Raw genomic sequence first — 23,479 nt, forward strand, 5'->3', positions numbered from 1 at the left:
CAGTCTTAGCGATCGATCGTGAAATACGAAACCAGCGTGCCGCCTAACCGCCGCGCGACGCTAATTGTAGCGCGGCGATCGCGCGGGCGCGCGCAGCCCTTCGCTGGTATGGGCCGAAATCAGGCAAAGCTCGGCATACAGCCGGTCCCACAAGGACGCCGGGATATCGAGGGCGACGAGACCCCCGTCCTGAGTCAGGGCCAGATTGACGACGGGGTCGACCACCAGCCGGAATTGCGTCGCAAACGGGCCGCCGACGATTTCGTCGGGAAGCCCACCCGACAGGGACAGGCGTGCGGCCATCAAAAAGGCGCGCAACACTTCGGCACCATAGCGATCGAGCAGCGCACGCGTGCCGTTGCTCAGGTCGCCCCGTTCCAGAATGACCAGGCTGCCGGAATGGCGATCTTCGGCCGTGACACGGAGCCTGCTGCCCAGCCCGTCGGCTATCTCTCTAATGCGCAGCGACAATGCTCAAACTCCTGTTATCCTTGTTCCATTATAGCGGGGATCGCGCCCGCATTCGGTCGCCGCGACCGATGAAACGCAGGGTAAAAAAGAAAAGGGGCCGACGTGGTTTCCCGCGTCGACCCCAGTGCAGCGACCAGATACGCGGCCGCTGATCTCTCTTAACGGAACAGCGACGTAATCGCCTGCGGTGCCTGGTTGGCGATCGAAAGCGCCTGCACACCGAGCTGCTGCTTGACCTGCAGTGCCTGCAGATTTGCAGACTCCTTGGCCAGATCCGCATCGACGAGATTGCCGATGCCCGTCGTGATCGTGTCCGACAGCTTGCTGACGAAGGTCATCTGGCTGTCGATCTTGCGCGAAGCCGAACCCAGCGTGCTGAGGCTTGCGTTGATCGTGTCGGACACGGTGTTGAGCGTCGTTACCATGGTCTTCGCGCCCGCAGCGGTCGTGAAGGTGGCACCAATCGCCGTCGTGACGCCTGTTTCGAAGTCCTGGTTGGCGACGTCGAGGGTGGCTGCGGTCGTATCGGTCGACTGCAGTGCCTTGACGGTGCCCGCCGAAACGCTCGACAGGAGGTTCGTACCGTTGAACGACGAGGACGAGATAACCGTGGCAATCTGATCCTTCAACGCGGTGAAATCCTTCGCGTTGGCGGACAGGCTGGCGGCATCAAGGCCGGTGTCGCTGGCGGTCGTTGCCTTTGCCTTCATCTGGTTGACCAGATCCGAGATCTGCTCGGCGCCGGCAGTTGCCACGTCAACAACGCTCTTGGCGCGGCTGAGCGAGGAGCTGACCGACTTCAGGCTACCCACGTCACCACGAAGGCCCTGGGCGATCGTGTACGAAGCCGAATCGTCCTTGGTCGAAGAAACCGACAGGCCGGTCGTGATGCGGGTTTGGGTCGTCGCGAGGGACTTGCCGGTCGCACTCAGGCTCTGGAGAGCCGTCATTGCGCCGACGTTGGTGTTTACCGAAAAGCTCATTGCAATTTCCTTCTAGGATTGAGAGCCGCATTCTGCGGCCTGGGGCTAGACGCCACCCCGGCGATGTTCGGCGAGAAATGCCGCTCACCTCTCCATTTTGGGAAAGTTATTGGATTACCAAAATCGAATGGCAATTTATTGAAGGTTACCAAAAGATGAAGGCGCGGCCATGGTCATCGCGACGCAATTGGCCCGCCTTCCCGCGCGCGGGAAAACGAGCCAATCGGCGATGGAAGCATCAGAAATAAAACAAAATATTAGGGATATCAGAAAGGGAACAGCGCGTCATAAATCTGCTGGCCCCAACGTGCCTGTTGCGCGTCGGTCAACTGACCCTTGCCGCCATAGATGATGCGCGCTTCGGCGATCTGGGTGTGCGGAATGCTGTTGTCGCGACCAATGTCTTGCGGCCGGACGATGCCGGTTACGATCAACTCGCGCATTTCGAAATTGACCCGCACTTCCTGGCGCCCGCGGATCATCAGGTTGCCGTTGGGCATCACATCGGTGACGATCGCCGCCATCGTCATGTTGATCGTTTCGGATCGCGCAACCGTGCCGGCACCGTTATAGCCTGAGGTGGATTTGGTATCGACCAGCTTCGACGGGTCGACTTGCCCGGGCAGAATTTTGGTCAGCGGGTTCTGTAGCCCCAACAAGGCGCTGATGCCGCTGGTTTCGGTACCGCCGCGGGTGCGGGTCGTTGCGTTGCCCAAGTCCGCTTTGTCCGCGATGTTGATGCGGATGGTCAGGATGTCGCCCTTTTGCGAGGCGCGCTGGTCGTGGAAGAACGCACCCGCGCCAGTGCGAAAGAGCGACGCATTGGGTGCCGGCGGCGGGGTCGTGGCCGCGCGGGCCTGGCCGCGCCGATCGGACGGGGCCGAGAGCGAGGGCTCCAGCGCCGGGCCATCGTCGGCACCGGCGGGGCTGAGCTTCGGTGCCTTGCCAACACTGGCCAGGCGACCGGGTATGCCGCATCCGGCGAGGGTGCTGGCGAGGAGAAGCAGCGCAAGAGTCTTTTTCATAGCGGTTCTTTCGGTTCGGCCGAAGGTGGAAGGCGGATCGGGTCGTTCTTCAAGGTGCGACGATGCGGACCGAACCGGTGCCGTCGACGATGCCGTCGAGGGTTCGGCTGGTGGTGTTGGTGACGACACGCACCATCTCGCCCTTCGCCCCGCTGGCAAGCGCACGCCCGCTGGCGGAAATCGTCAGGCCACCGCTGACCACGCGGATCATCACGGGCTCCCCGCGACGAACGAGCTGCTGCGGCATCAGGTCGGACGCCATGACGATGGATCCCGAAGGAAGCGCGCGACGCGCTTCGAGCCCGGCACAATCGCGCGGCGGCAGCGCCATGCGTGCCTGTGCCGCAGGACGCTGATCCTCGGTAAAGTCGGCCAGGGCCAGCACGTCGCCGCGCGCGATCGGATGGTCGAGCACTGCGACCCGGACCGCCTCGGGCGGCTGCGCCCAGGCGATGGCCGGCGCAGACGCCAGCAGCGCAAAGAGTGCCGCGCGACCGAGGGGCGTGCTCATCGCATCTGCGCCGTAGTGGAGAGCATTTCATCAGCCGTCTTCACCACGCGACTGTTCATCTCATAGGCACGCTGGGCACTGATGAGCGCGGTGATTTCCGAGACGGGATTGACGTTCGAGGCTTCGATGAAACCCTGGCTCAGCGTACCAAAACCCGGCTCACCAGGGTTGGCGGCGGTGGGCTTGCCGGACGCATTGGTTTCCAGGAACAGGTTGCCGCCCTTCGCCTCCAGTCCGGATTCGTTGATGAAGGACGCAAGCTGAATTTGGCCGATCGTTTGCGGGGTGGGGTTGCCCGACAGGGTGACCTGAACCTCGCCGGTCTTGGAAATATTGAAATCCACGGCACCCTGCGGGAGCGTGATGCCGGGCTGAACGGCATAGCCATCCTGCGTCACCAGCTCGCCCTGGTCGGAAATCTGGAAGCTGCCATCGCGCGTATAACCCGTTTCGCCCGAGGGAAGCGTGACTTGGAAATAGCCCTTGCCCTGGATCGCCACGTCCTGCGGATTGCTGGTCTGCGTCAACGCGCCCTGTTCGAGGATCCGGTAGACGCCGCCTGTTTTGACACCCGCGCCGATCTGAATGCCGGACGGGATCTTCGCATCTGCGCCGCCGGAGGCCGAGCCCGGACGCGAAACCTCCTGATACAGCAAGTCCTGAAACTCTGCGCGCTGCCGTTTGAAAGCGGCCGTGTTCATGTTGGCGATGTTGTTTGAAATCACGTCGACGTTGGTCTGTTGCGCGAGCATGCCAGTCGCGGCGATCGAAAGAGAGCGCATGATATGGGCCTTTCACTCAAGGAAGTGGGGTGGGGGATCAGCCGATCTTGCCGAGTTGATCGATCGCCTTGCGGCGCATGTCGGTCATGCTCTGGGACATTTGCTGGCTGGATTGGTACGCGCGCAAAATCTCGACCATGTCGGCGGTTTCGCTGATCGGTTGGACATTCGATCCTTCGACGCCACCGCTGCGCAACTTGGTTTCGGCTGCCGGAAGTTCGCGCCCGCCGGTCGCGGTCATCAGCCCGTCCCCGCGCGGGGTTACGCCGGCTTCGCTGGGGAAGACGGTAACCGCGATGCGTCCAAGCTGGCCGGTCTTTCCCGACACGGTGCCATCGGCCGCAACCGAAAGGTTGCCGGCATCTTCTAGGGGAATATTGATCGGCTTGCCGCCTTCGCCGAGCAGTCGCTGCCCGCTGATCGTGCCCAAATCGCCCGACGGCAGCACATGGATTAGCCCCGCGCGGGTGTAAGCGGTCGCCCCACCCGGGGCTTCGACCGCAAGATATCCTGGGCCGTCGATCATTACGTCGAGCGGATTGCCCGTGGCCTGAAACGCACCTGCCGTAGTGTCGTGCGTTGCGCCGTAATCCAGCACGAATGCGGTTGTTTTCGCGTCTTCGGTCACCGCCTGGTCGGCATGCTCGACATAATCGTGGAATACCGGCTGTTCGCGCTTGAAGCCCACGGTCGAGATGTTGGCCATGTTGTTCGCCGCAACGTCGAGCCGACGTCGCAACGCCTGCTCGTGGCTTAGCAGCACATAGGAAGAGACATCCATCAGCGGTTGCTTTCAAAATCTTTGTCGATCTGGACCACTAGGCAGAAATTGCCGCCCATTGATCCTATAATAGGATGGAATTGCCCAGCGGGTTGACCGCGCGGCGAAACAATCATGGGGATTAGGGCCTTGTCGGAACCGAACGTCACAACGAGCGAAGAAGGCGAGGAGGGGGCGGCCCCCGCAGCGCCCAAGGCGGGCAAGAAGAAGCTGCTGATCATCGTTGCGGCAATCGTCTTGCTGCTGCTGGCAGGCGGTGGTGCGGCCTTCTTCCTGTTGGGGGGCAAGAGCGACCCGAAAGCGGAGGCAGCCAAAGCTGAGGCGGCCAAAGCCGAGGCGGCCAAGCACGGCGGTGGAGAAGAAGGCGTAAAGTTTGTCGATATTCCGGCAATGGTCGTCAACATCCGCTCGCCGGACGGCGCGGCCCGCTTTCTGAAGGTGCACGTCATGCTCGTGCCCGGCACGATGAAGGATGACGCGATCAAGGCAGGCCTGCCGCTGGTGCTCGACGCGTATCAGCCGTTCCTGCGGGAATTGCGCCCGGAGGACCTTGCCGGTTCGGCAGCGGTGTTTCGCGTGAAGGAGGAACTGCTGGTGCGCACGACCGGCGCGCTTGGGGAAGGATCGGTCAAGGACGTGCTGATCGAAGACCTGGTGCAGCAATGAGCGACGATTTCGAGGAATTCGACCTTCCCGATGTCCCCATGGGTGGGGCGGTATTGGGCGACGGCACTTTCGATCAAGCCGCCATCGATGCGATGTTCGGCGATATCGGTGTCCCGCAAGAGGCCAAGAAGGGCCTGCGCGCGGTACTGGAATCGCGGGTTATCGCGCATGAACGGCTGCCGATGCTGGAGGTGGTGTGCGACCGTGTGGTGCGCGCCTTTTCCAGCTCGATGCGCAATCTGACCTCTGACGCGATCGAGGTCAGTCTGGAGGAGGTTACTTCGACGCGCTTTGGCGAGTTCGTAGGGCGCGTTGCATTGCCTGCCATGATTGGTGTCTTCCACATTCACGAATGGGAGAATTACGGGCTCGTCACGGTCGAGTCCGGCCTGATCTACGCCGTCGTCGATGCCCTGCTCGGCGGTCGCGGGGGCAGTGCGCCGGTATTGATCGACGGCCGCGCCTTCACCACGATCGAGACCAAGCTGGTGTCGCGTATGCTGGATCTGGCGCTTGCCGACTTTTCGGAAGCCTTCGCACCGATCGAGCCAATCACCATGGGTTTGGAGCGGATCGAGACCAACCCGCGCTTCGCGGCCATCGCAGGAAACAGTAATATCTGCGCGGTGGCGACCTTCCGGGTCGACATGGACGGTCGTGGCGGCAAATTCTCGATGCTGCTCCCCTATGCCACGCTCGAGCCGGTGCGCGAAAAGTTGTTGCAGCGCTTTATGGGCGAGAAGAGCGGGCGCGACCATATTTGGGAAGAGCATATGGTCTCCGAAATCAGCAAGACCGACATCTCGCTCGATGTCGTGCTCGGCGAAGCGGCGATGTCCCTCGATAAATTGCGTGGCCTTGCGGTAGGGGATGTCGTCAATCTGTCGCAGAGCCCGGACACGCCGCTGGAACTGCGATGCGGTGGCGTTCCGCTCGGGCGCGCCCAGATCGGGCAGCGCAGCGGCAAGATGGCCGTCCGCCTTATCACCGCTATATCCCGAAGCCCGTATCAGGAGTGCGCATGATGAATTTCGTCGCCTGTACCAATATCGCCACCGCGCTGTTCTGTGCGGCGGTCCTGATCCAGAGCGTGCGGATGATGCGCAGCCTGAAGGCGATGCGCAATGCGCCGCTGTCCGACGTTGTGGCGGCACTGGACGCTTCGACCGAGCGCGCGAAGACCGTGCTGTCGGAAATGAAGACGATGCTGTCGCATGGCATTGCCGCCAATGGACGCTGCTCGGAAGATGCCCGCAAGCTGAGCGATGAATTGCGGATCATCATCGAGATCGCCGACGCTGCCGCCGACAGGATCGTAGAGGCAACGTCTGCCGCCAACCAGCGCGCCCATGCCGAACGTACTCTGGCGGCCTATATTGGGGCGGACGCCTGATGGGTCGCCCCTCATTGCTCGTGATGACCGCCATGGCCGCCGGGCTGTCGATCTTTGCCAACGGTGTTACCGCCGCGCTGCCAGCATTGGCGGATCAGCCGCAACCGACGCGTTTGGGCAGCGCCATCCAGGGCGATCTTGGCGCGCGCGACGCCGCGACCAAGAAGCGCAACCGCGCGCTGGACATGCGCGAACAGGCCGCGCGCGCGGCGGAGGCGCGGTTGAAAGCTGATATGGCCGCGCGACAGGAGGCGGCGACCGCCGCAAAGCCCGCCGTCGCTGACGCGGCCGCGCCGAGCGCACCGCAATATGACAATCTGGCGCGGATCTATCAGGCGATGAAGCCTGCCCGTGCCGCAGTTGTTTTCGAACAACTCGAAATGGATGTGCAGATGCAGGTGGCACAAAAAATGCGGGATCGTTCGACCGCGCTGATCTTGGCGAGCATGACGCCGCAAGGGGCCGCCAATTTGAGCATGGCCTTGGCGCGCCGCAATGCAAATGCGGGGAAGAAGCCGGCTGCCGGTGTTACAAAGGGGCCGGTGCGCGCCGCGCAACCGGTCAGCCGTTCGTCGCCGACACCTCCGTGATCAGCACCCGCGCGTGGCCGAGATCGGGGCCAGCCATGGCGGCTGTCAAATTCCCTTCCAACAGTTCCGCATTGACCGGCAAGAAAGGCGACGCATGCAAGCGCGCAAAGTCGATCGCGCCGCCCATCGCGGCCTGGCGCAATATCGGCAGGCGCAGCTTCATCTTCTCGGCAGTGGCTGCATCTCCGGCGTCGAGGACGAGCTTGAGCCGCAAATTGCCGGTCAAGCGATCCGAGTCCACGATCGGTACGACGAAGGGGTCGAGTGCGACATATTGCGGTGCCGCGTGGGCGGGCTCGCTCGCGCCGCCGGACGCGCCGGTGCTGGCGATCACGATTGGCAGTGCGGCAATGGCTCGGGCGAAACGTTGGCGCATGATGTCTCCGGAGCGTGTCACCGCGACGACTGCGGGCGACACGCTCCCTCTATAATAGAACAATAAAGGAAGAGGCGTATCACCATGAGTCATGATCAGCGACCAAGTCGCGTCCGCGTGGTTGCCAGCCGCGACGCAACGGCGGCAGCGGCAGCCACAGCGTCGACCGGGGCACCCTTGCGCGCCGGCGACGTGGTCGCCACGCCGAACCTCCAAACCGGATCTGGGCCGGTCAAGCGCGGGATGATGGTACCGTCGCTGATTTTTTGTATGGGCTGCGCCCTGGGCGGTGCCGGCCTCGGTGCCGTGTTGCTGGCGCGTTGATGCGACTGGTCTCGCTGCTCGCGCTCGCTTCGGCGACCGCCACGCCCCTTGCCGCAACGCCTGCCACTGCACCGGCGTCGCCCGGGCCGGTGGCGACCGCCGCGCCTTCCGCAGCGGCATCTGCGGCGAATGCGACGACGCAGTTGCCGCGCCCCCCGCGCTTTCGAGGGTTTGCCCCGATCCTGGCCGCACAGCCCGCATTCGCCGATGGCGCTGCATGGGCCGTGCAGCCCGAAGCGGACGTGTGGGCGTCCTTGGCGCGCGCAACGCCGGCTACGCGGCAAGCGGCGCGCTGGGTCCAGGTGCGCAGCCTGATCGGCAAAATGCGCTATCCCGAAGCGCTCGGCATACTGCAGGTGATGGCCACCGATGATCCCGATCTGCTGTTGGTACCCGCCTTCCAACTGGCGCGCGGCGCGACGTTGGCGGGGCTCGGTCGGACTGGCGAAGCACTGTCCGCTCTTTCCGGCCCGGCCTTGTTGGGCAATGCCGAAGCCTGCGCTTGGCGATTACGGGCTCAAGAGAATGCGGGCAATCCGGGCGGCGCTTTGGCAGAGGTGCATTGCGCGTTGCCGACGATCAACCATCGTCCATCCCTTGAGCGACGCCCCTTTGCCCTGGCAGCAATCCGGGCCGCGCTCGACGACGGTCGTTGGTCGCAGGCGCTGCACTGGTTGAAACGACAGGATGCGGGCGCCGAGGCCAGCATCCTGCGTGGCCGTGCCTATTTGGGGAAGGCCGATTTTGGACATGCCCGTCGCCAGTTCGAGAAGGTGGGTGCTGCGGCAGATCGCGGGCAACGCGTTGAGGCAGCATTGGGCCTGGCGACGGTTGGTATCGCACAGCGTCGGATCGCGCCAGCCGCAGCCGTTCGACAGCTTAGTGCGATGCGTTTCGGCTGGCGCGGTGACGATCTCGAACGTCGCATTCTGAAAGTCGAATTTGCCCAAGCGCAAGCAGCGCATGATCCGGTTGCGATGTTGCGCACAGGATCGACCTTGCTGCGCTACTGCAATCTCGGCGCAGGGGCGGGACCAATCCTCTCGCAGCTTCAACAATCGCTCACCGCGATGCTCGCTCCGGATTCGAAGATGGCCTTGCCCGACGTGGCGGGCCTGTTCTGGGACTATCGCGAGCTTACTCCGGCGGGCGCTGACGGAGACCTGCTGGCAGTGCATCTGGCCGATCGGCTTCAGGCAGCGGGCCTGTATGCGCGGGCGGCCGAACTGCTCCAATATCAACTTACCGCGCGGGCCAGCGATGTCGCCAAAGGGCCGTTGTCGGTGCGCGTCGCCACGTTGCGCATTCTGGCGGGCGACCCCGCAAAGGCGATCGAGGCTTTGCGGAACAGTAGCGGGCCAACCTATTCCCCCGCGATGGTTTGGGATCGCCAGCGTGTCGAGGCGGTGGCGCTGGCATTGCTGGGCAAGACCGACGCGGCTTTTGCGGCGCTTGCTGAAGTGCCCGACGGTGCCGCGATCCGTGCGGAAATCCTGTGGCGGCGGCGTGACTGGAATGCATTGGCCACCGTGACGGCGGCGTCGCTACCGACCAAAGTGGGATTGAGCGAGGTGGCGCAGGCCACCATCCTTCGCCATGCAATCGCGCTGGCGATGATCGGTCGGGAAGACAAGCTGCAAGCGCTGCGGGCGCGCTATCAGGCGGCTTTTGCGACATTGCCCAGTGCGGGGGTGTTCGATGTGCTGACCAGCCCGGTCGGGAAGATCGATTCTGCACAGATCAGTGCGGCAATGGCGGCGATCCCGTCGGCCAGCCCGGCGGGCGTCTACGCGGACTTGCTCGCCTCCACCCCGGGTTAGCGAGCATCGCGGCCTTCGCCGATGGATATATCGGCGAAGACCGCGGGTCTGTCGCGGTTATTTCAGATATTGCACAAGGCTCAGACCGGCGAGCTGCGAAAACACTGAATAGCTCGCCTCCAGGATCGTCTTTTGCTGCGAGATATCGGTCGCAACCTGGCCCAGATCGGCGTCCTCATTCGCGCCGATCACCCCGGTGAGCAACGTCGTCCGCTGGTCGCCGCTATTGATCATCGATTCAACTTGCGTGGTCCGGCGGCCATTTTCAGCGTTCACCGCGCGCAGCGATCCAAGGCCGGTCTGCAATTGATCGACTACGGACGTCAGGGCGGTCTTTTGGGCTGCGGTCAGCGTCGCGCCGATCGGCCCTGCCAGGGCAAGAGACTGGAATGCGGTGTAAAGACCGCCGCCTGCGGCACTTGCACCGACACCATAAGGGACATCAACCCCGTCCGCGATACGTGCCGATGCCACGACATTGTCATTGGCGAACGCATCGGTCTGCGCCAATCCGACGAGATCGCTAAGTGCCTTGGGCTTGAACGGCGGGGTGTCGGTTTGGGATCCACCGAACATGGCCACGCCGCCCTCGCTACTGTTCAGCGCGTTGCGATATTGTTCGAATGCGCCGTCGATCGTCGATTGCAGACCGCTCGTCTGGCCGTTGCCCAGCGCCGTCAGGATGCTTTGGCGGAGGTTCTCGGTAGACGTATCGATACTGGATAGCTGCGCATCATAAAGGCTCAGCGTCGTCTGCACGCGCTTTGCCACAGTCGTCTCCGCGCTCTGGCGCGCGAGCATGCTATGCGCCGAAAGGTTGCGGACCGATTCACTGCCAAGGTCAGCGAAAGTATTGGCTTTCTTGGTGGTCGCGAGATTTTGCTGCGATGTCGCGAGTCTGGCCTGCGCCCGCTGAATGGCGTTCGACATGACTTGTTGGAGCGGGACGGTGGCGATGCGGGTCATAAGGCGGCTCCTATCGGATCATCGCGAGCAGCGTGTCGTACATGCTGCTGGCGGTGCTGATGACACGGGCCGAGGCCGAATAGCTGCTTTGCAGCACGACCATCTGCGACAATTCCTCGTCGATATTGACGCCCGAAAAACTGTCTCGACGATTGATCGCATCGTCGCGGCGCGATGTTGCGTTGTCCAGATTGGTCTTGGCCTGGCTGGCCTGCAATCCGGCACCGCCAAGCAATGCGCTCGACACGTGATCGAGGGTAACGACCCCGTCCTTGCCCAGGTCGATGGTCTTGGCCAGCCGATCGACAAATCCCGTGGCACCGCGAATATCGCCCGCGCCGACCGCCTTGGTACCGACTGCCGCCGTTGTATCAAGCATTGCGAGCGGCAATTTGTTGGGGTTGACGTTGATGTCGCCGCGCACCTTCGCCTGTCCCAGGCCGCTTGTCGCACCCGTCAGCCCGGACAAAGAGCTGAAGGAGACGCCGCTGCCGAACCGGTTGGTCGAGTCCGATGGGACCGACAAGACGGCCCCGGACAAGCCTGTGAGGGGGCTAAACTCCACCCGGCCGCGCTGGTCGAGTGCGAAGCTGCCGTATTTGGACAAGGGCGAGGCGTTCAACTCGGTAACCAGATCGCCAATGGTCGGGCCGACCGAGCCCGTGAGCGTATAGCTGGTCAGCGCACGCCCTGACACGTCGCGCAGCACAATGTTGGCGGTTTCTCCGGCTCCAAACCCGTGCGGGTCGCTCGCGGTGAAGCCGGTCGGCGTCAGCATGCTGGTGTCGCTGCGGACGAGGTCGTTCATGCCGAAAAACTGCGAAAAGCCGATTCCGGCGCGATCGCTGGGAGTGCCGGGCGTTTGCGCGATGGCAACGCCGTTGCCGCCGCCCGCCGCCTTCAGGGTCAGCACGCCGCCGGTGAAGCTCGCGGTGGCTGCGCCACCGAGGCCGGCGTTGATTGCCGTGACGGCGTCATTGACGGTCGCGCCCGCACCCAGGCTGGAGAAATCGATCGTGGTGCTGGCTACCAGCTTGCCGCTTGTGCCGAGCACTGCGAACGTTGCCGAACCAGTGAAGCCCAGACGGTCGCCGCCGACGAGTCCGGTCTGCCGTCCGTCCAGTTCGGTCGGTGCGGGAACCGTCGTTCCCGCATTCGACACCGAATTGAGCGCTTCCGCCATCCCGCTGAACACTGTGCCGAGTTGCTCTTGAAAGTGCGGCAGCGCGCGGTCTCGCAGATCCAGCAGGCCACCAAGCTTCCCGCCAGCTGCGGCGGTTTCGATTCGTTCGCCCGTTGCCGGGGAGGCACCGCCAGGATCGGCAAAGCGGATGTCGATCGGCGGATACGCGGCCTGTGCCCCATCGCCACTCCCGGTTCCAGCATACGATAATTGTCGCAAACGCCGGTCAAGGAGTGTCGCACCCGAGGCGGTTTCGATAGAAACCCGGCCATCCGGCTGATCGCGTACCGTGATCGCGACCAAGCTGCTAAGTTCGGTAAGCGCCGTCGTACGTTGATCGGCCGCTCCCGAGGTGCTGCGACCTTGGCCGACCTGCTGCGATACGGTTCCATTCAAATCATTGATTTGGGATAAAAGCCCGTTGATCCGGTCGACCGTTGTGCCGACTTCGGATTCGACATCGCCGCGCAGGTTCGTGACGTCGCCATTGAGCTGTTGCATCGACGAAATCGCGTCCTGCACATTGCCGGTAAACGACGCGACCGTCTGGGCCGATCCGGGTGATCCGGTGAGCGCGATGGCGGACGCCGAAATTGAATCGAGCTTTGCAGGCAAGCTGGACGCATCGCCTGGCTGTCCCAGCAAGGACTGGAGCCGATCGAGGTAGGACGACGTCACATCGGCGCGACCGAAGTCTCCGCCACGCTGATAGACGGAGGCTTCGAGAAAGCGATCCGCGATGCGTTGCGGCTCGCCGATGACGACGCCGCTGACCCCGCCCGAATGGACGCGGGTCGCCAGCGAGACCTTTTCGCGCGCATAGCCCGCCACGCCGACATTGGCGATGTTGTTGGATACCGTGCGCAGGCCGGCCTGCGCCGCCGCAAGCCCCGACGTCGCCGACCCCAGAATTTCGCTAAGCGACATGACCGGCCCCCATCGTCATCCGATCAGCGCTTCAGGTCACTGACTTCACGCAGCATTTCATCGGCGGTGGTGATGATCTTGGATGCTGCGCTATACGCCCGCTGAAAGCGGATCATGTTGGTGAACTCACCGGCGAGGTCGACCGTTGACGCCTCGAGCGAGCTTGCAGCGACCGTGCCGGCTGCGAGCGAGCCGGGCTTGTTCAGCGTGAAAGTACCCGAATTCTTGCTGCTCGCATACGCGTTGCCGGGCAGGCGGGTCAGGCCGTCGGGATTTTGGAAATTGGCGATTGGGAGCTGGAATACGGAGCGGGTCTTGCCGTCAGAAAACACGGCGTTGACTTGGCCTGTCTTGGTGATGTCGATCGAGGACAATTGGCCAAGCTGGCCGCCGTCGACGTTCGAGGAGATCAATGCGGATTCGCTGCCAAACTGGGTAATGCCATCTAGGCCGGCATCGCTGCCGATTGCGAGTGTCACCGGGGCCGACGCGGCCGCATTGGTCCAGGAAATGCTGAGCGGATTGAACAGCGTTGCGGTCGAACCGGTCTTGTTAAGGCTGCCATCGGGATTGAACGCCACGGTGCCGCTGGACAACACGCCGCCTGCCGCCGTCACGTCGCTGGCCGGCTCGGCATAGGTTTCCGATGCCCATTGGTTCGCGCCTGTCTTGAGAAAGGCCATGGTCAGACGGTGCGACCCGCCCTGCGAATCGTAGACGTCGAAGGAGCGCTTGAAATCGGGGGTCACCGTTCCGCTGGCGAGGTTCCCCGCAGTATAGGCCCCAACATGCACGGCCGTGGTGGATTGTAGATTGGCGCGAACTTGAATGCGCGTGGTCGGCACAGCCGTCCCTACGAGGTCGCTGACGCGGACGGATTCAAGCCCATTCAGGCCGCCGGTATTGGTATAGCTGCCCGTGGCATCGAGACGCCAGCCTTGCAAATAAAGGCCGCTCGCGTTGCGCAGAAAGCCCTCGGCATCGGGGCGGAACGATCCTGCGCGGGTAAAGGCCGGGTCGGCGGTGCTGCCTGTCGACGTGCGCGTGACGAAAAAGCCGCCGCCGTCGATCGCCAGGTCGGTATTGCTGCTGGAGGACTGGATCAGACCCTGCTTTGAAACTTGCGCGACCGAGACTGCGGCGACGCCGCCTGCCGAATAGTTGGCCTGGGCACGGCCATCGGTGACCATCGTGCGGAACTGCGCTTCAGTCCCCTTATAGCCGACCGTGTTGATATTGGTAATGTTGTCAGCAACCGTGGCCATGGCGCTGGACTGCGCATTCAGGCCGGAAACGCCGGCGTACAGGGCGGAATAGAGGCTCAATGCGGATCTCCTTGCAGTGCGCAGCACGCGGCTCGCTCGCTTATTTTATAGGATAGGATCGCCGCGAGGCTCGGATGCCAGGCAACTATTTGTAGAGAAATCCTAAGGTCGGCAATTTTTGCCGCCCTGTTCGGCCGACCAGGCAGGAATGGTCCTATAACAATGGGAGATTGAGAGGACGCAACGATTATGTTGAGGATCACATTGCGAGATGGCGAGAAGGCCATTCTGAACGGTGCCGTGATCAGCGCCGTCGGTCGTACGCAGTTGCGCATCGAAAACACGGTGTCGATTTTGCGCGGTCGCGAAGTCATGCGGCCGGAGGAGGCCACCACCCCCGCACGCCAGCTCTATTTTTCCTGCATGCTGGCCTATATCGACCCGGACGGTCGCGAAAAGCACCAGGAAGCGACGCTGGTTGCGCTGCGCGAGCTGCTCAATCCCGGCGCTCAGGACGCGACCAAGGAGGCGTGCGTGCGCTTCGCTAACGACATCGCCCGCGGTGAATTTTATCGTGCGCTGGCCCCGGCGCGGGATTTGATCGCGCTGGAGACGCCGGTTCCATCCTTCGAAAACGCGGAGGCCTGAGCGGGCCATGCCTACGCTGGCTGGCGCTGCCCGCGCGATCCGCGCGCTATCGCCTGATACCCGTTTCGGGCGGGTGGTCGCGGTACGTGGTGCGTTGATCGAGGTCGAAGGGCTGGTTGGCGCGGCTCATATCGGCAGCCGTGTCCGGATCGCCGGGGGCGAGATCGAGGCCGAGGTAACGGCGCTCGACCGCGGCATTGCGCTGTGTCTTCCTTTTACCGATCCGCAGGGCGTCGGCCTTGGCATGCGCGCCGACTTGACGGCGGGTGAGGTGTCGATCCGGCCGAGTGCCGGGTGGCTGGGACGAATGGTCGATGGGCTCGGTCGCCCGATCGATGGGCTTGGCCCGCTTCCGCTCGGGCCCGATCCGCGCCCGATCAAGGCCACGCCTCCGCCCGCTGCCGATCGCGCACGGGTTGGCAAGCGGGTCGAGACCGGGGTGCGCGTGCTCGATCTGTTCGCTCCATTGTGCGAGGGCCAGCGCCTTGGCTTGTTCGCAGGCTCCGGCGTCGGCAAATCCGTTTTGCTGTCGATGCTGGCGCGCTGGACCGAGTGCGATGTCGCGGTGATCGGTCTGGTTGGCGAACGCGGCCGCGAAGTACAGGAATTTGTCGAAGACGATCTAGGGGTGGAAGGCCTGGCGCGCAGCGTCGTCGTTGTCGCGACCTCCGACGCTCCCGCGTTGATGCGGCGGCAGGCGGCGTGGACGACGCTCGCGATTGCCGAGCATTTTCGCGATCAGGGGCTGAACGTCCTGTGCCTGATGGATTCGGTCACGCGCTTTGCGATGGCGCAGCGCGAGATCGGGCTGGCGTCCGGCGAACCCCCCGCGACCAAGGGGTATACCCCCACTGTTTTTGCCGAACTGCCGCGTTTGTTGGAGCGGGCGGGGCCGGGGTTGCCCGGCCAAGGCTCGATCACCGGTCTGTTCACCGTGCTGGTCGATGGCGACGATCATAACGAACCGGTCGCAGACGCGGTGCGCGGTATTCTCGACGGCCATGTGGTGATGAGCCGCAAGATTGCCGAACGCGGACGCTATCCCGCGATTGACGTCCTAAAATCGGTGTCGCGCACCTTGCCGCATTGCCTGAGCGACGCCGAAAACGCGACGCGCCTCGGCGCGCGCGCGTTGCTGTCTACTTATGCCGACATGGAAGAGCTGGTTCGGCTTGGGGCGTATAAAGCAGGGTCGAGCGCCGAGATCGATCGCGCCGTGGCGATCGCGCCGCAAATCGAGACGATGCTGCGGCAGGGCAAGGACGACCAGGGCGATTGCGCTGCCGGCTTCGCCATGCTCGCCGCCATGCTGGAGCAAGCCGCGTGAGAACCCCGTTCGATACCGCACAGCGCGTACAGCAACGCGCGGTCGAGACCGTACGCGTGGCGATCAGTGTGGAGGTGGAACGCCACAGCCTGATCGAGCGGGAATCCGACTCCTTGACCCAGTCGGTCGCGCGCGAGCGCGCGGTCGGGCATGCCGTCGGCTGGCTTACGACCGACGCGTGGTTGGCCCGGATGCGCGCCGAGCGCGAGCGATTGCAGCACGAAGCCCGCAGTGTCGAAACGCGGCTTGCAACCCTTCGGGCGCAAGCTGCCGAAGCCTATGGCTCGATGCGTGTCATTGACGGGGCCGTGGATCGGCACCGCGACGAGATGGCGCGAGCGCAAGAGGCTAGCGAGCAAGGGCGGCTGGACGATATTGCGGCGGCTCGGCTGGCGCGCAGCAGGGTGGCCGGGCGATGATCGATCGAACCGCCCTGGCGGCGATGACGCCCACTCAGCGCGCCCATGTAATTTACAGTACCGCGCAAACCGAACTGGCCAATACGTTGTGGCGTGCTGCGCTCGGCGATGGTGGTGCGCCAGACCGCACCGCTGCAGATCCGGGGTTAACGCGCAGCGATATGGACGCGCTGCTGAAAATGCTGGCCCCACAGGGCAATGCGGCCGACGACGGGTCTGTAAAAACCGTGCCGTGTCCGTGCGACGATCCGGCGGCGGTGACGGAGTCTTCGTCATCCGCTGCGCCCTCGTCGCCGTCGGAAGCGGTCGTGTCCACGGCGGTGGCGGGGGGCGATGGTGGGCTTGGCCCCAATGCCCGTTTCCGCGCAGTGCTGTGCGAAGCGGCGCAGCGTACCGGCATTCCCGCGACCGCGCTGGCGACCATTGTCGACGCCGAGGCGGCCAAGGGCCGTGACGGCAGTTGGAACTGCCACTCGCGCAATCCACGCTCAAGCGCTGCGGGGCTCGGTCAGTTCCTCAACGCGACATGGGAAGGTCTTGCCGAAACGCCCGGTACGGCGCTGAACGCTACGGCACAGGCAAAAGGATGGCTTAACCCGGATGGCAAAGTCAGCGGTGCCGCGCGCGGAGCCTTACTCGCGCTGCGGTATGATCCGACGAGCGCGATCGACGGTATCGCCGATTATGCGCGGCAAAACCTTTCCCAGTTGCAACGGCGGGGGATTACCACCGACGACAGCGTGAAGACGACGGCCCGCGCGGCGTACCTCGCTCATCATCTCGGCCTGGGGGATGCGGTGCGATTTCTCAAAGGTGGGATTTTGCCTGCGCGCGCGCATGTATTGCTGCGCGCGCAAGTCGGCGCGGCAGATGCGGAGAAGCGTATCGCACAGGCCGGCGACCCAACTCGCGCTCACCAGCAATGGCTTCTCGCTTACATAGATCGCCGGATTCAGCCCGCCAACTTCGCGATTTAAGCCCTCGCATCGCGCTATTTTGGGGCGAAGATGCTATTATATCCAATATCATCCAATATATGTAAGCTCGACCGGGGTGCGGGATAATAGATTGGAATAAAACAAGATATTGAAGACGTAACGGTGCTGGCGCGGCGTCCTTGTAGTTTTACGTATAGGATCGTTTCCACGTTGTTAGGATTTTTCCGCGACACCGGTCTCCAGAGCGAAGGGCAGTAGGGGCTGCCCACTTATTGGGGAAGATCGATGTCGAAGACCACAGCAGCACTCGAAGCCGCAGTCGCCACCATCATCGAAAATACACCGCGCGACACCAAACAGACCGCACGGCAGCGCGTTGCCGTCGATCGTGCGTTTGCGAATATTTTGAAACTGATTGCGCCGCGTATCCGCCATTTCATTCGCCAGTACGGCCTGGCCGCACATTGGGATGATGCCGAGCAGTGCTGCGCCATTGCTGTGCACCGCGCGATCGAAGCCTATGATCCAACCAAGGCGCAGTTCACCACTTTCGTGAACTGGCAGATCCGCGGCGAATTGCAGAGCCTGCGGTTCCGGATGATGGCGGATCAGCGTCCGTCGGCGCGCAAGGTTGGCGCGATGACTGTTTCGCTCGATGCGCTAACGGCCCGTTCCGAGACCGAAGACGGCGCGGTCGAGGTGACCATCGAGGACGAACTGGCGCTGGAACAGACCGAAGCCTGTGCGTCGACCTACCTCGCCGAATCCGCGATGAACGCGCTGATCGATGCGTATGTCGACCATCTGCGGCAGGTGTCGCTTGACCAGTTGCGGCGGCGGCCTCGCGCCAAGCGGGCGGCACCCGTCCGCATCGAGGGCGCGCCGCGTTTCAAGACCGCCACCCACGGAATCGATCCCGAGCAGCTCGACAAACTGGAAGAGAAGCTGGCACGCGATCGCGAAATTGTCGCCCGACGGATCTTCGAAACCGCAACGCTTGACGATCTCGCGAATGAAACCGGGGTCACCAAAGAACGGGTTCGCCAGATCACCAAGTCGGCAGCGCGCACGATCGTCGAACTCACCGCACGCGACCCGCGCTTTGCACTGATGACCGAGGGACTGCGCCAGCGTAACGCCGCTCCAGCGCCGCGTAAGCCAAAGTCACCGCCGCCGCTGCGCACCGCGCCGGTGTCATTGCTGCCCGATCCCTCGGCACCGCACAACCGCCTGGTACAGGTTACGGCGTTCGACACGGTGCACGCGGCCGATGCGGCAAGCGGACGGATCGCGCAAGCAGGCCGGACATCGTTGCCCGAACCGTTTTCCATTCATCTCTTGGCAGAGGAAGTGCCGGTGCACGGGTCGCGGACGACACACTGACCGTGATCTCGCCCGGCGACCCTCCACGAGCGGTCGCCCGGGTGGTCCCTTGATCCAAAACGATTGGCAGAACCATGCACATCGACCTTCAAAACATCCGCGTTGAATGGTTGCAGCGTCCGCTTCCGCGGCCCAATCGCCGTCTCACTGCCCTTGCAACGCGGCTCGCCCGCTGTGCCGGCGCATTGATGCAGGTCGGTAACCAGACCGCCCTTATCGGCGTGACGGCAGAGCGGGGCACCCTTCGTCTGACATGCTGGAACCATCGCATGGACGTATGGGCGGAACTGACCGCCGGTGCTCCTGCATTCGCCCCGGCGTCGTCTTTGGAAGGTGCACTGCAGCGCGCCGGTGCGGCGTTGCTAGGCTATTTCGCGGGGCGTTGGCCCGATGGTGCGAGTCCACCCTGTCTCGGGGTGGTGACGGATGGCATCGGGGTGGCGTTTTCGCCAAATTATCCCGCGCCGTGCACCCCGGGCTGGCTGGAACTGCACGGCAGTGGCCGCGCCGCCGCGGTCACGATTTTGCCTTTTGCCGACGGGAGCCTTTTCGGCCAAGCCACTTTGGGCGACCACCGTCTGCATTGAGACCTGCCCCGGATTTCGCGACCGCGTTGACCGCTCCGCCCACCCTGCCTACAAGCGCGCCTAGGGATAGCCAGGGCAGTGGATTCCGGCGGAGCGGGCAATGGAATCGACGATCGGCGGATCAACCCACAACAAAGCAAAAGCCGGTCGGCGCGATCTGGCCGAGATACGGATCGATCCATTTCGCAATATCGTGTTTCCCAACCGACTGCGGGAGAAGCGCCGCGCGGCCGGTTTTTTGAAACTGCTGCGCTTCGCGGCGGTTCTGCCCGAAATTCCCTACATTCGACTGTCCAAGATAGAACGCGGCGAAGTGGTCGCGCGGACGGATGAACTTGTCCGTATTGCCACTGCTCTTGGTATCGCCCCGATCGACCTGCTCGTGGACATTGATGATCCCGGCTTCAATATCGCCGAATGGGCGCAACCCTTTGCCGATGGGAAGCCGCTCGACAGCGACGAGGAGCGCTTCGCCTTGCTGCTGGCCGCAGCGGTACGGGCGCGACGAGCGCTGGATGCGGATCTCACGATCGCCGATGTCGAGGAGCGTTTCGGGCTGGCCCAAGTGAATTTGTCACGGGTCGAAAACGCAGCAAAACCGTGGCCACGCTGGAACGCTGCGGTACGGTCGGCGCTTTTGCGGATGTTTGGCGTGGCTGACGATGCAGCGCTCCGGCAGGCTGTCCTGACGGCGTATCATGACGGCAGCTTGGCTCCCTTTCTCGAACACATTGTCGACCCCGAGCATCGATGGTCGCGGAGCCGGAATCGGATCGCAAGCCTCGCCCAGGAGTTGAGCAAGCTGTCGGCGGCGCACCCTTCAATTCCGGCACCGTCGCTTCCGGTCGAGCAGAGCCCGGATGAGGAGCCTGTCGTGCTCCGCCCGTCGTCTTCGACACATGCGCGCGCGCTGACCGTCTATGGCGCGCCTTTGCCCGACGGGTTGATCGATTTCGTCAAGACTGGCGGCACGATCGACGCGCCGCGCGACGTCAGCGATGCGGCGTTCGCGCTCCGCGTAGGGCGCGCGACGTTGGGCGGGGGGTTGCCGGGGCATGCGGTCGTGGTGGTCGATCCCGGTCGCTATCCGGTCGCAGGGGGATTGGCCGCAGTTCGAGAAGGTTCGGCCTGGCGGGTCGTGGCCGTCACGATCGATCGAGATGGCGTGCTCGGCGGCTACAGCGTCAATCCCGCACGCGAGGTCCCGATCGACGGCCGCGACGCGGCCGAGGTCGCAGCGGTGGTCGCCGCACTTTTCTAAATTCTACCGGGGAGACGGCGTTACGTCGGCGACACACCCGATTTCGCGCCGATTCCGCTGCGCGCGATGAGGTGCTGCAAGGGCGTTTGACAAAGAAAAACCCGGCCCGAGCAATGCTCGGGCCGGGTTTTATCCGTCGTTAGAGCAGATCAGAACTTAGCCGAAAGCTCCAGGCCCCAAGTGCGGGGTGCGTTGAAGTTGGCATAGTCGCCGAGGATGCCGCCATAGTTGGTCGAGGCAACCGTGCCGTTCGGATTGTAGTTGACGACCGGCGACGAGTTCGCAGCCGAGCGACGGTAGATGTAGGTGGTGTCGAGCAGGTTGCGCGCCCAGACCGAAACGGTGACCTTGTTATGATCGTTCACCGCGATGTCGGCCAGTGCGAGGCGACCGTTCATGACGAAGCTTGCGTCGGTCTTGGTCGGCTCGAGCTGGAAGCTGTACTGGCTGCTCGAATAGTTGCCGTCGAGGTGCAGGCGAACGCTCGCGTCGCCAACGTTGATCGGCACGACATAGTCGATTGCGCCCGACGCCGCATTCTTAGGCGTGTACACGATGTAGAGCTGCTGCGCCGGAGCACCCGGTGCCAGCGGGTTCACCGCCGACGGTGCACGCCAGTAGGTATAGGCATACGAACCGGTCAGCGTCAGTTCCGGGATCGGCTTCACCGTCAGATCGACTTCAACACCACGGATCTTGCTGTTGCCAGCGTTCGTGGTCTGCTCGATGTGGGTCCCGTTGGTCACGCTCTTGCCGTCCGTATCGAAATAATCGAAGTCGAACTGCGTGTTGGTGCGATCCATGATGTAGTTGGCGATGTTCAGGCGCGCACGATGGTTCCAGAAGTCCATCTTTGCACCGATTTCGTACGACTTGACGGCTTCAGGCCCGAACGCGTTGAACTGGAGCGAACGGTCGTTTGCGCCACCGGCACGGAAGCCGGTCGAATATTTGGCGTAGAAGTGAACGTCGCGGCTGGCATCAAAGGCGATGTTGAACATCGGGTCGAAGCGGCTGATGCTGTTCTTGAACGAGAACGGCGACACCGTACCCGCAGTCACCAGATCGGACCGGTTGTTGACGACGTACAGCGTGCCGTGGCGATCGTCCTTGGTCCAACGGCCACCGGCGGTGATGTGGAGGACATTGCCCAGGAATTCGGGCGTGTAGGTCAGGTTGCCGAACACCGAGTAGTTGTGGTCGGCAGCCTGGCTGGCGCGCGTGATGAACTGGCAGCTGTTGGCAAACTGCGCAACGGTGGCACCCAGTGTGTTGTTGCACGACGGATCGTACTGCTGGTAGCCCGAGTTCGCGCCAGTGATCGCCGAGGAGTTGCCGGGGATCGGGCTGCGGATGGTGTAGGCCGTGCCGTCGCTATTCCACTGGTTGGAAAGCGGGGTCGCCGCATATTCGGTCGCGTGTTCGGTATAGTAATAGGCACCGACGACGTAATCGAACTCAGGGATGCTACCAACGGCCTGGAATTCCTGGCTGAACTGATGCTGGCGCAGGAACGAAAGGCTGTAACGGCTGAACGTGCCGGTCGTGTTGATCGCCGTCGGGTTGGCGGTGTTGGGCACGAACGGCGCGAACGAGCTGCGCTCTGGGCCGCCCGAATTGTCCCACTGGTCAGTGCTGACGCCGCGCCATGCGGTGATCGAGCGCAGCTCGATCCACGGGGCCAGCTTGTACTTCAGATTGGCCGAGAAACCGTGCGTGAGATCGACGCTCGGCTGCTGCGGCACGCCAACATCGGCGACGGTCTGGCGACCAGGATGCACGCCGACCAGCGGGCCCCGGGGCGCGACGCAGACAGGCTTGGTGCTGCCTGCTGCGATGGTGCCGCCGCACGCGACGCCGTTGAGCGTCAGCGCACCAGCCGCGTTGTAGGTGCCGACTGCATAGTTGTTCGGGTTGTAGTTGATCAGCTGGCTGTACTGCGGCGTATTTTCGTCCTTCGCATAATCATAAGCGAAGTCGGCAGTGAAGCCGTCAACCGGCTGCCAGCGTGCAGCGGCGCGACCGCCCTTGCGATCATAATAGTTCCAGCCGGTCGAACCCGTGAGCGGATCCTTCACGGTCGGATCCTGATGCTGGTACACGCCGTCGAACTTCAGCGCGATATTGTAGAAGGACGGCAGGTCGAGATGCGCGTCGACATTGTGGCTGCCATAATTGCCGACGCCGCCGGTGATGCGGCCATCGAACACGCCGGTCGGGGCCTTGGAGACCAACGACAGCGCGCCGCCTTCGGTGTTGCGACCGAACAGCGTGCCCTGCGGACCTTTCAGCACTTCGATGCGCTCAATGTCGAACAGCGCAGCGTTCAGACCCTGCGTCTTACCCAGCGCGACACCGTCGATATAGACGCCGACGCCGCCGTCGCGAGCGGTCTGGTTCTGATCGTAAGGGACGATACCGCGAATGCCGATCGTCAGCGCCGACTGGCGTGCTTCGAAGGTTGCAACGCGCAGCGACGGGATCGTGCCGTCGGCGAGGTTGAACAAGCTGAGCACGTGGCGGTCGGTCAGACCCTGCGTGTTGAGCACCGAAATCGAGATCGGCGTCTTCTGGAGGTTGGTTTCGCGCTTGGTCGCGGTGACAACGATGTCGCCGAGGCCCTGATCTTCCGGAGTGGCGGTCGCCGCTGGTGCGGCCGCGTCAGCGGTCGGCGCGGTCTGCGCGAACGCTGGCGTCGCGCTGATGGCGAGAGCAGCGCCACCCAAGAGGAGTTGCAGGCGGAAGCCCGATCGAACAGTCATTTTGAATCCCCTGAACCTTTGGACCTAGGCGTCCTGGTGTTCCGGGCGGCTACACAGGGTTTGGGTCAAGATTGTTACAGTCAACGTCATT

General features: G+C 63.3%; 25 protein-coding genes. 13 read left to right on the forward strand and 12 right to left on the reverse strand.

Features of this window, described 5'->3' with window-relative positions; genetic code table 11:
- Positions 1-60: 60 nt before the first annotated feature.
- The 6 genes from ACP7BY_RS12680 to ACP7BY_RS12705 form a co-directional block, all read right to left on the reverse strand.
- Positions 61-471 (reverse strand): hypothetical protein, encoded by a 411-nt coding sequence (locus ACP7BY_RS12680; RefSeq protein WP_010407172.1) that lies wholly within the window; start codon positions 469-471, stop codon positions 61-63.
- A gap of 158 nt (positions 472-629) precedes the next feature.
- Positions 630-1,454 (reverse strand): flagellin, encoded by an 825-nt coding sequence (locus ACP7BY_RS12685; RefSeq protein WP_033964167.1) that lies wholly within the window; start codon positions 1,452-1,454, stop codon positions 630-632.
- A 266-nt stretch (positions 1,455-1,720) separates the two neighbouring features.
- Positions 1,721-2,479, reverse strand: a complete 759-nt coding sequence (gene flgH / locus ACP7BY_RS12690; protein WP_033964166.1) for a flagellar basal body L-ring protein FlgH — start codon at positions 2,477-2,479, stop codon at positions 1,721-1,723.
- Positions 2,480-2,528: 49 nt separating this feature from the next.
- On the reverse strand, positions 2,529-2,990 hold the full coding sequence (gene flgA / locus ACP7BY_RS12695) for a flagellar basal body P-ring formation chaperone FlgA (RefSeq protein WP_033964165.1): 462 nt from the start codon (positions 2,988-2,990) through the stop codon (positions 2,529-2,531).
- On the reverse strand, positions 2,987-3,772 hold the full coding sequence (gene flgG, locus ACP7BY_RS12700) for a flagellar basal-body rod protein FlgG (RefSeq protein WP_033964163.1): 786 nt from the start codon (positions 3,770-3,772) through the stop codon (positions 2,987-2,989). Before flgG ends, flgA begins: the two co-directional genes overlap by 4 nt.
- Positions 3,773-3,809: 37 nt before the next feature.
- Positions 3,810-4,553 (reverse strand): flagellar hook basal-body protein, encoded by a 744-nt coding sequence (locus ACP7BY_RS12705; RefSeq protein ID WP_033964162.1) that lies wholly within the window; start codon positions 4,551-4,553, stop codon positions 3,810-3,812.
- Positions 4,554-4,667: 114 nt separating this feature from the next.
- Here ACP7BY_RS12705 and ACP7BY_RS12710 point away from each other — a divergent pair, with 114 nt between their 5' ends.
- From ACP7BY_RS12710 to ACP7BY_RS12725, 4 genes are read left to right on the forward strand one after another with little or no spacing between them, the layout of a single operon-like run.
- The gene (locus ACP7BY_RS12710; protein ID WP_052192238.1) at positions 4,668-5,219 is read left to right on the forward strand and encodes a flagellar basal body-associated FliL family protein; all 552 of its coding nucleotides are present in this window, start codon (positions 4,668-4,670) and stop codon (positions 5,217-5,219) included.
- On the forward strand, positions 5,216-6,244 hold the full coding sequence (gene fliM, locus ACP7BY_RS12715; RefSeq protein WP_033964161.1) for a flagellar motor switch protein FliM: 1,029 nt from the start codon (positions 5,216-5,218) through the stop codon (positions 6,242-6,244). Before ACP7BY_RS12710 ends, fliM begins: the two co-directional genes overlap by 4 nt.
- Complete coding sequence (locus tag ACP7BY_RS12720) at positions 6,241-6,612, forward strand: DUF6468 domain-containing protein (RefSeq protein ID WP_126848011.1); 372 nt, start codon at positions 6,241-6,243, stop codon at positions 6,610-6,612. The genes fliM and ACP7BY_RS12720 overlap by 4 nt, the downstream gene beginning before the upstream one ends.
- Entirely contained in the window at positions 6,612-7,202 is a 591-nt protein-coding gene (locus ACP7BY_RS12725; RefSeq protein ID WP_137902859.1) for a MotE family protein, read from the forward strand. The genes ACP7BY_RS12720 and ACP7BY_RS12725 overlap by 1 nt, the downstream gene beginning before the upstream one ends.
- On the opposite strand, the gene ACP7BY_RS12730 is transcribed toward ACP7BY_RS12725, so the two are convergent.
- Positions 7,174-7,578: a flagellar basal body-associated FliL family protein gene (locus ACP7BY_RS12730; RefSeq protein ID WP_033964179.1), complete on the reverse strand. Its 405-nt coding sequence runs from the start codon at positions 7,576-7,578 to the stop codon at positions 7,174-7,176. The two genes, ACP7BY_RS12725 and ACP7BY_RS12730, sit on opposite strands and share 29 nt — an antisense overlap.
- Positions 7,579-7,662: 84 nt before the next feature.
- On the opposite strand from ACP7BY_RS12730, the gene ACP7BY_RS12735 reads away from it, so the two are divergent.
- Positions 7,663-7,902 carry a hypothetical protein gene (locus ACP7BY_RS12735; protein WP_126848005.1) on the forward strand — a complete coding sequence of 80 codons (240 nt, stop codon included), beginning with the start codon at positions 7,663-7,665 and terminating at the stop codon, positions 7,900-7,902.
- Entirely contained in the window at positions 7,902-9,722 is a 1,821-nt protein-coding gene (locus ACP7BY_RS12740; protein ID WP_137902860.1) for a hypothetical protein, read from the forward strand. Before ACP7BY_RS12735 ends, ACP7BY_RS12740 begins: the two co-directional genes overlap by 1 nt.
- Positions 9,723-9,779: 57 nt before the next feature.
- Here ACP7BY_RS12740 and ACP7BY_RS12745 read toward each other — a convergent pair whose 3' ends face one another.
- The 3 genes from ACP7BY_RS12745 to ACP7BY_RS12755 are packed head-to-tail and all read right to left on the reverse strand — an operon-like array spanning position 9,780 to position 14,123.
- Positions 9,780-10,688, reverse strand: coding sequence for a flagellin (locus ACP7BY_RS12745; protein ID WP_033966269.1), 909 nt, complete (start codon positions 10,686-10,688; stop codon positions 9,780-9,782).
- A 10-nt stretch (positions 10,689-10,698) separates the two neighbouring features.
- A complete protein-coding gene (locus tag ACP7BY_RS12750; protein WP_137902861.1) occupies positions 10,699-12,798 on the reverse strand; it encodes a flagellar hook-associated protein FlgK in 2,100 nt (699 codons plus the stop codon).
- Positions 12,799-12,821: 23 nt separating this feature from the next.
- Positions 12,822-14,123 carry a flagellar hook protein FlgE gene (locus ACP7BY_RS12755; protein WP_081988804.1) on the reverse strand — a complete coding sequence of 434 codons (1,302 nt, stop codon included), beginning with the start codon at positions 14,121-14,123 and terminating at the stop codon, positions 12,822-12,824.
- Between the two features lie 189 nt (positions 14,124-14,312).
- On the opposite strand from ACP7BY_RS12755, the gene ACP7BY_RS12760 reads away from it, so the two are divergent.
- The 6 genes from ACP7BY_RS12760 (at position 14,313) to ACP7BY_RS12785 (ending at position 19,365) form a co-directional block, all read left to right on the forward strand.
- Entirely contained in the window at positions 14,313-14,711 is a 399-nt protein-coding gene (locus ACP7BY_RS12760; protein WP_033966267.1) for a flagellar biosynthesis repressor FlbT, read from the forward strand.
- A gap of 7 nt (positions 14,712-14,718) precedes the next feature.
- Positions 14,719-16,038: a flagellar protein export ATPase FliI gene (fliI, locus tag ACP7BY_RS12765; protein ID WP_137902862.1), complete on the forward strand. Its 1,320-nt coding sequence runs from the start codon at positions 14,719-14,721 to the stop codon at positions 16,036-16,038.
- Positions 16,035-16,457, forward strand: coding sequence for a hypothetical protein (locus ACP7BY_RS12770; protein ID WP_033966263.1), 423 nt, complete (start codon positions 16,035-16,037; stop codon positions 16,455-16,457). Before fliI ends, ACP7BY_RS12770 begins: the two co-directional genes overlap by 4 nt.
- Positions 16,454-17,434: a hypothetical protein gene (locus tag ACP7BY_RS12775; protein WP_033966262.1), complete on the forward strand. Its 981-nt coding sequence runs from the start codon at positions 16,454-16,456 to the stop codon at positions 17,432-17,434. The genes ACP7BY_RS12770 and ACP7BY_RS12775 overlap by 4 nt, the downstream gene beginning before the upstream one ends.
- A gap of 246 nt (positions 17,435-17,680) precedes the next feature.
- Positions 17,681-18,778, forward strand: a complete 1,098-nt coding sequence (locus ACP7BY_RS12780) for a sigma factor-like helix-turn-helix DNA-binding protein (protein WP_033966260.1) — start codon at positions 17,681-17,683, stop codon at positions 18,776-18,778.
- 269 nt (positions 18,779-19,047) lie between these two features.
- A complete protein-coding gene (locus ACP7BY_RS12785; RefSeq protein WP_137902863.1) occupies positions 19,048-19,365 on the forward strand; it encodes a hypothetical protein in 318 nt (105 codons plus the stop codon).
- Positions 19,366-19,486: 121 nt separating this feature from the next.
- Here the strand turns inward: ACP7BY_RS12785 and ACP7BY_RS12790 are convergent, their stop codons facing one another.
- Positions 19,487-19,930, reverse strand: a complete 444-nt coding sequence (locus ACP7BY_RS12790) for a hypothetical protein (protein ID WP_137902864.1) — start codon at positions 19,928-19,930, stop codon at positions 19,487-19,489.
- A gap of 87 nt (positions 19,931-20,017) precedes the next feature.
- Between ACP7BY_RS12790 and ACP7BY_RS12795 the strand changes: the two genes are divergently transcribed.
- The gene (locus ACP7BY_RS12795) at positions 20,018-20,626 is read left to right on the forward strand and encodes a hypothetical protein (RefSeq protein WP_137902865.1); all 609 of its coding nucleotides are present in this window, start codon (positions 20,018-20,020) and stop codon (positions 20,624-20,626) included.
- A 149-nt stretch (positions 20,627-20,775) separates the two neighbouring features.
- Here the strand turns inward: ACP7BY_RS12795 and ACP7BY_RS12800 are convergent, their stop codons facing one another.
- A complete protein-coding gene (locus ACP7BY_RS12800; protein ID WP_137902866.1) occupies positions 20,776-23,388 on the reverse strand; it encodes a TonB-dependent receptor in 2,613 nt (870 codons plus the stop codon).
- Positions 23,389-23,479 lie beyond the last annotated feature (91 nt).

Source organism: Sphingomonas sp. PSPC2-2 (genome assembly GCF_049897725.1).
In the GTDB taxonomy this organism is placed as follows: domain Bacteria; phylum Pseudomonadota; class Alphaproteobacteria; order Sphingomonadales; family Sphingomonadaceae; genus Sphingomonas.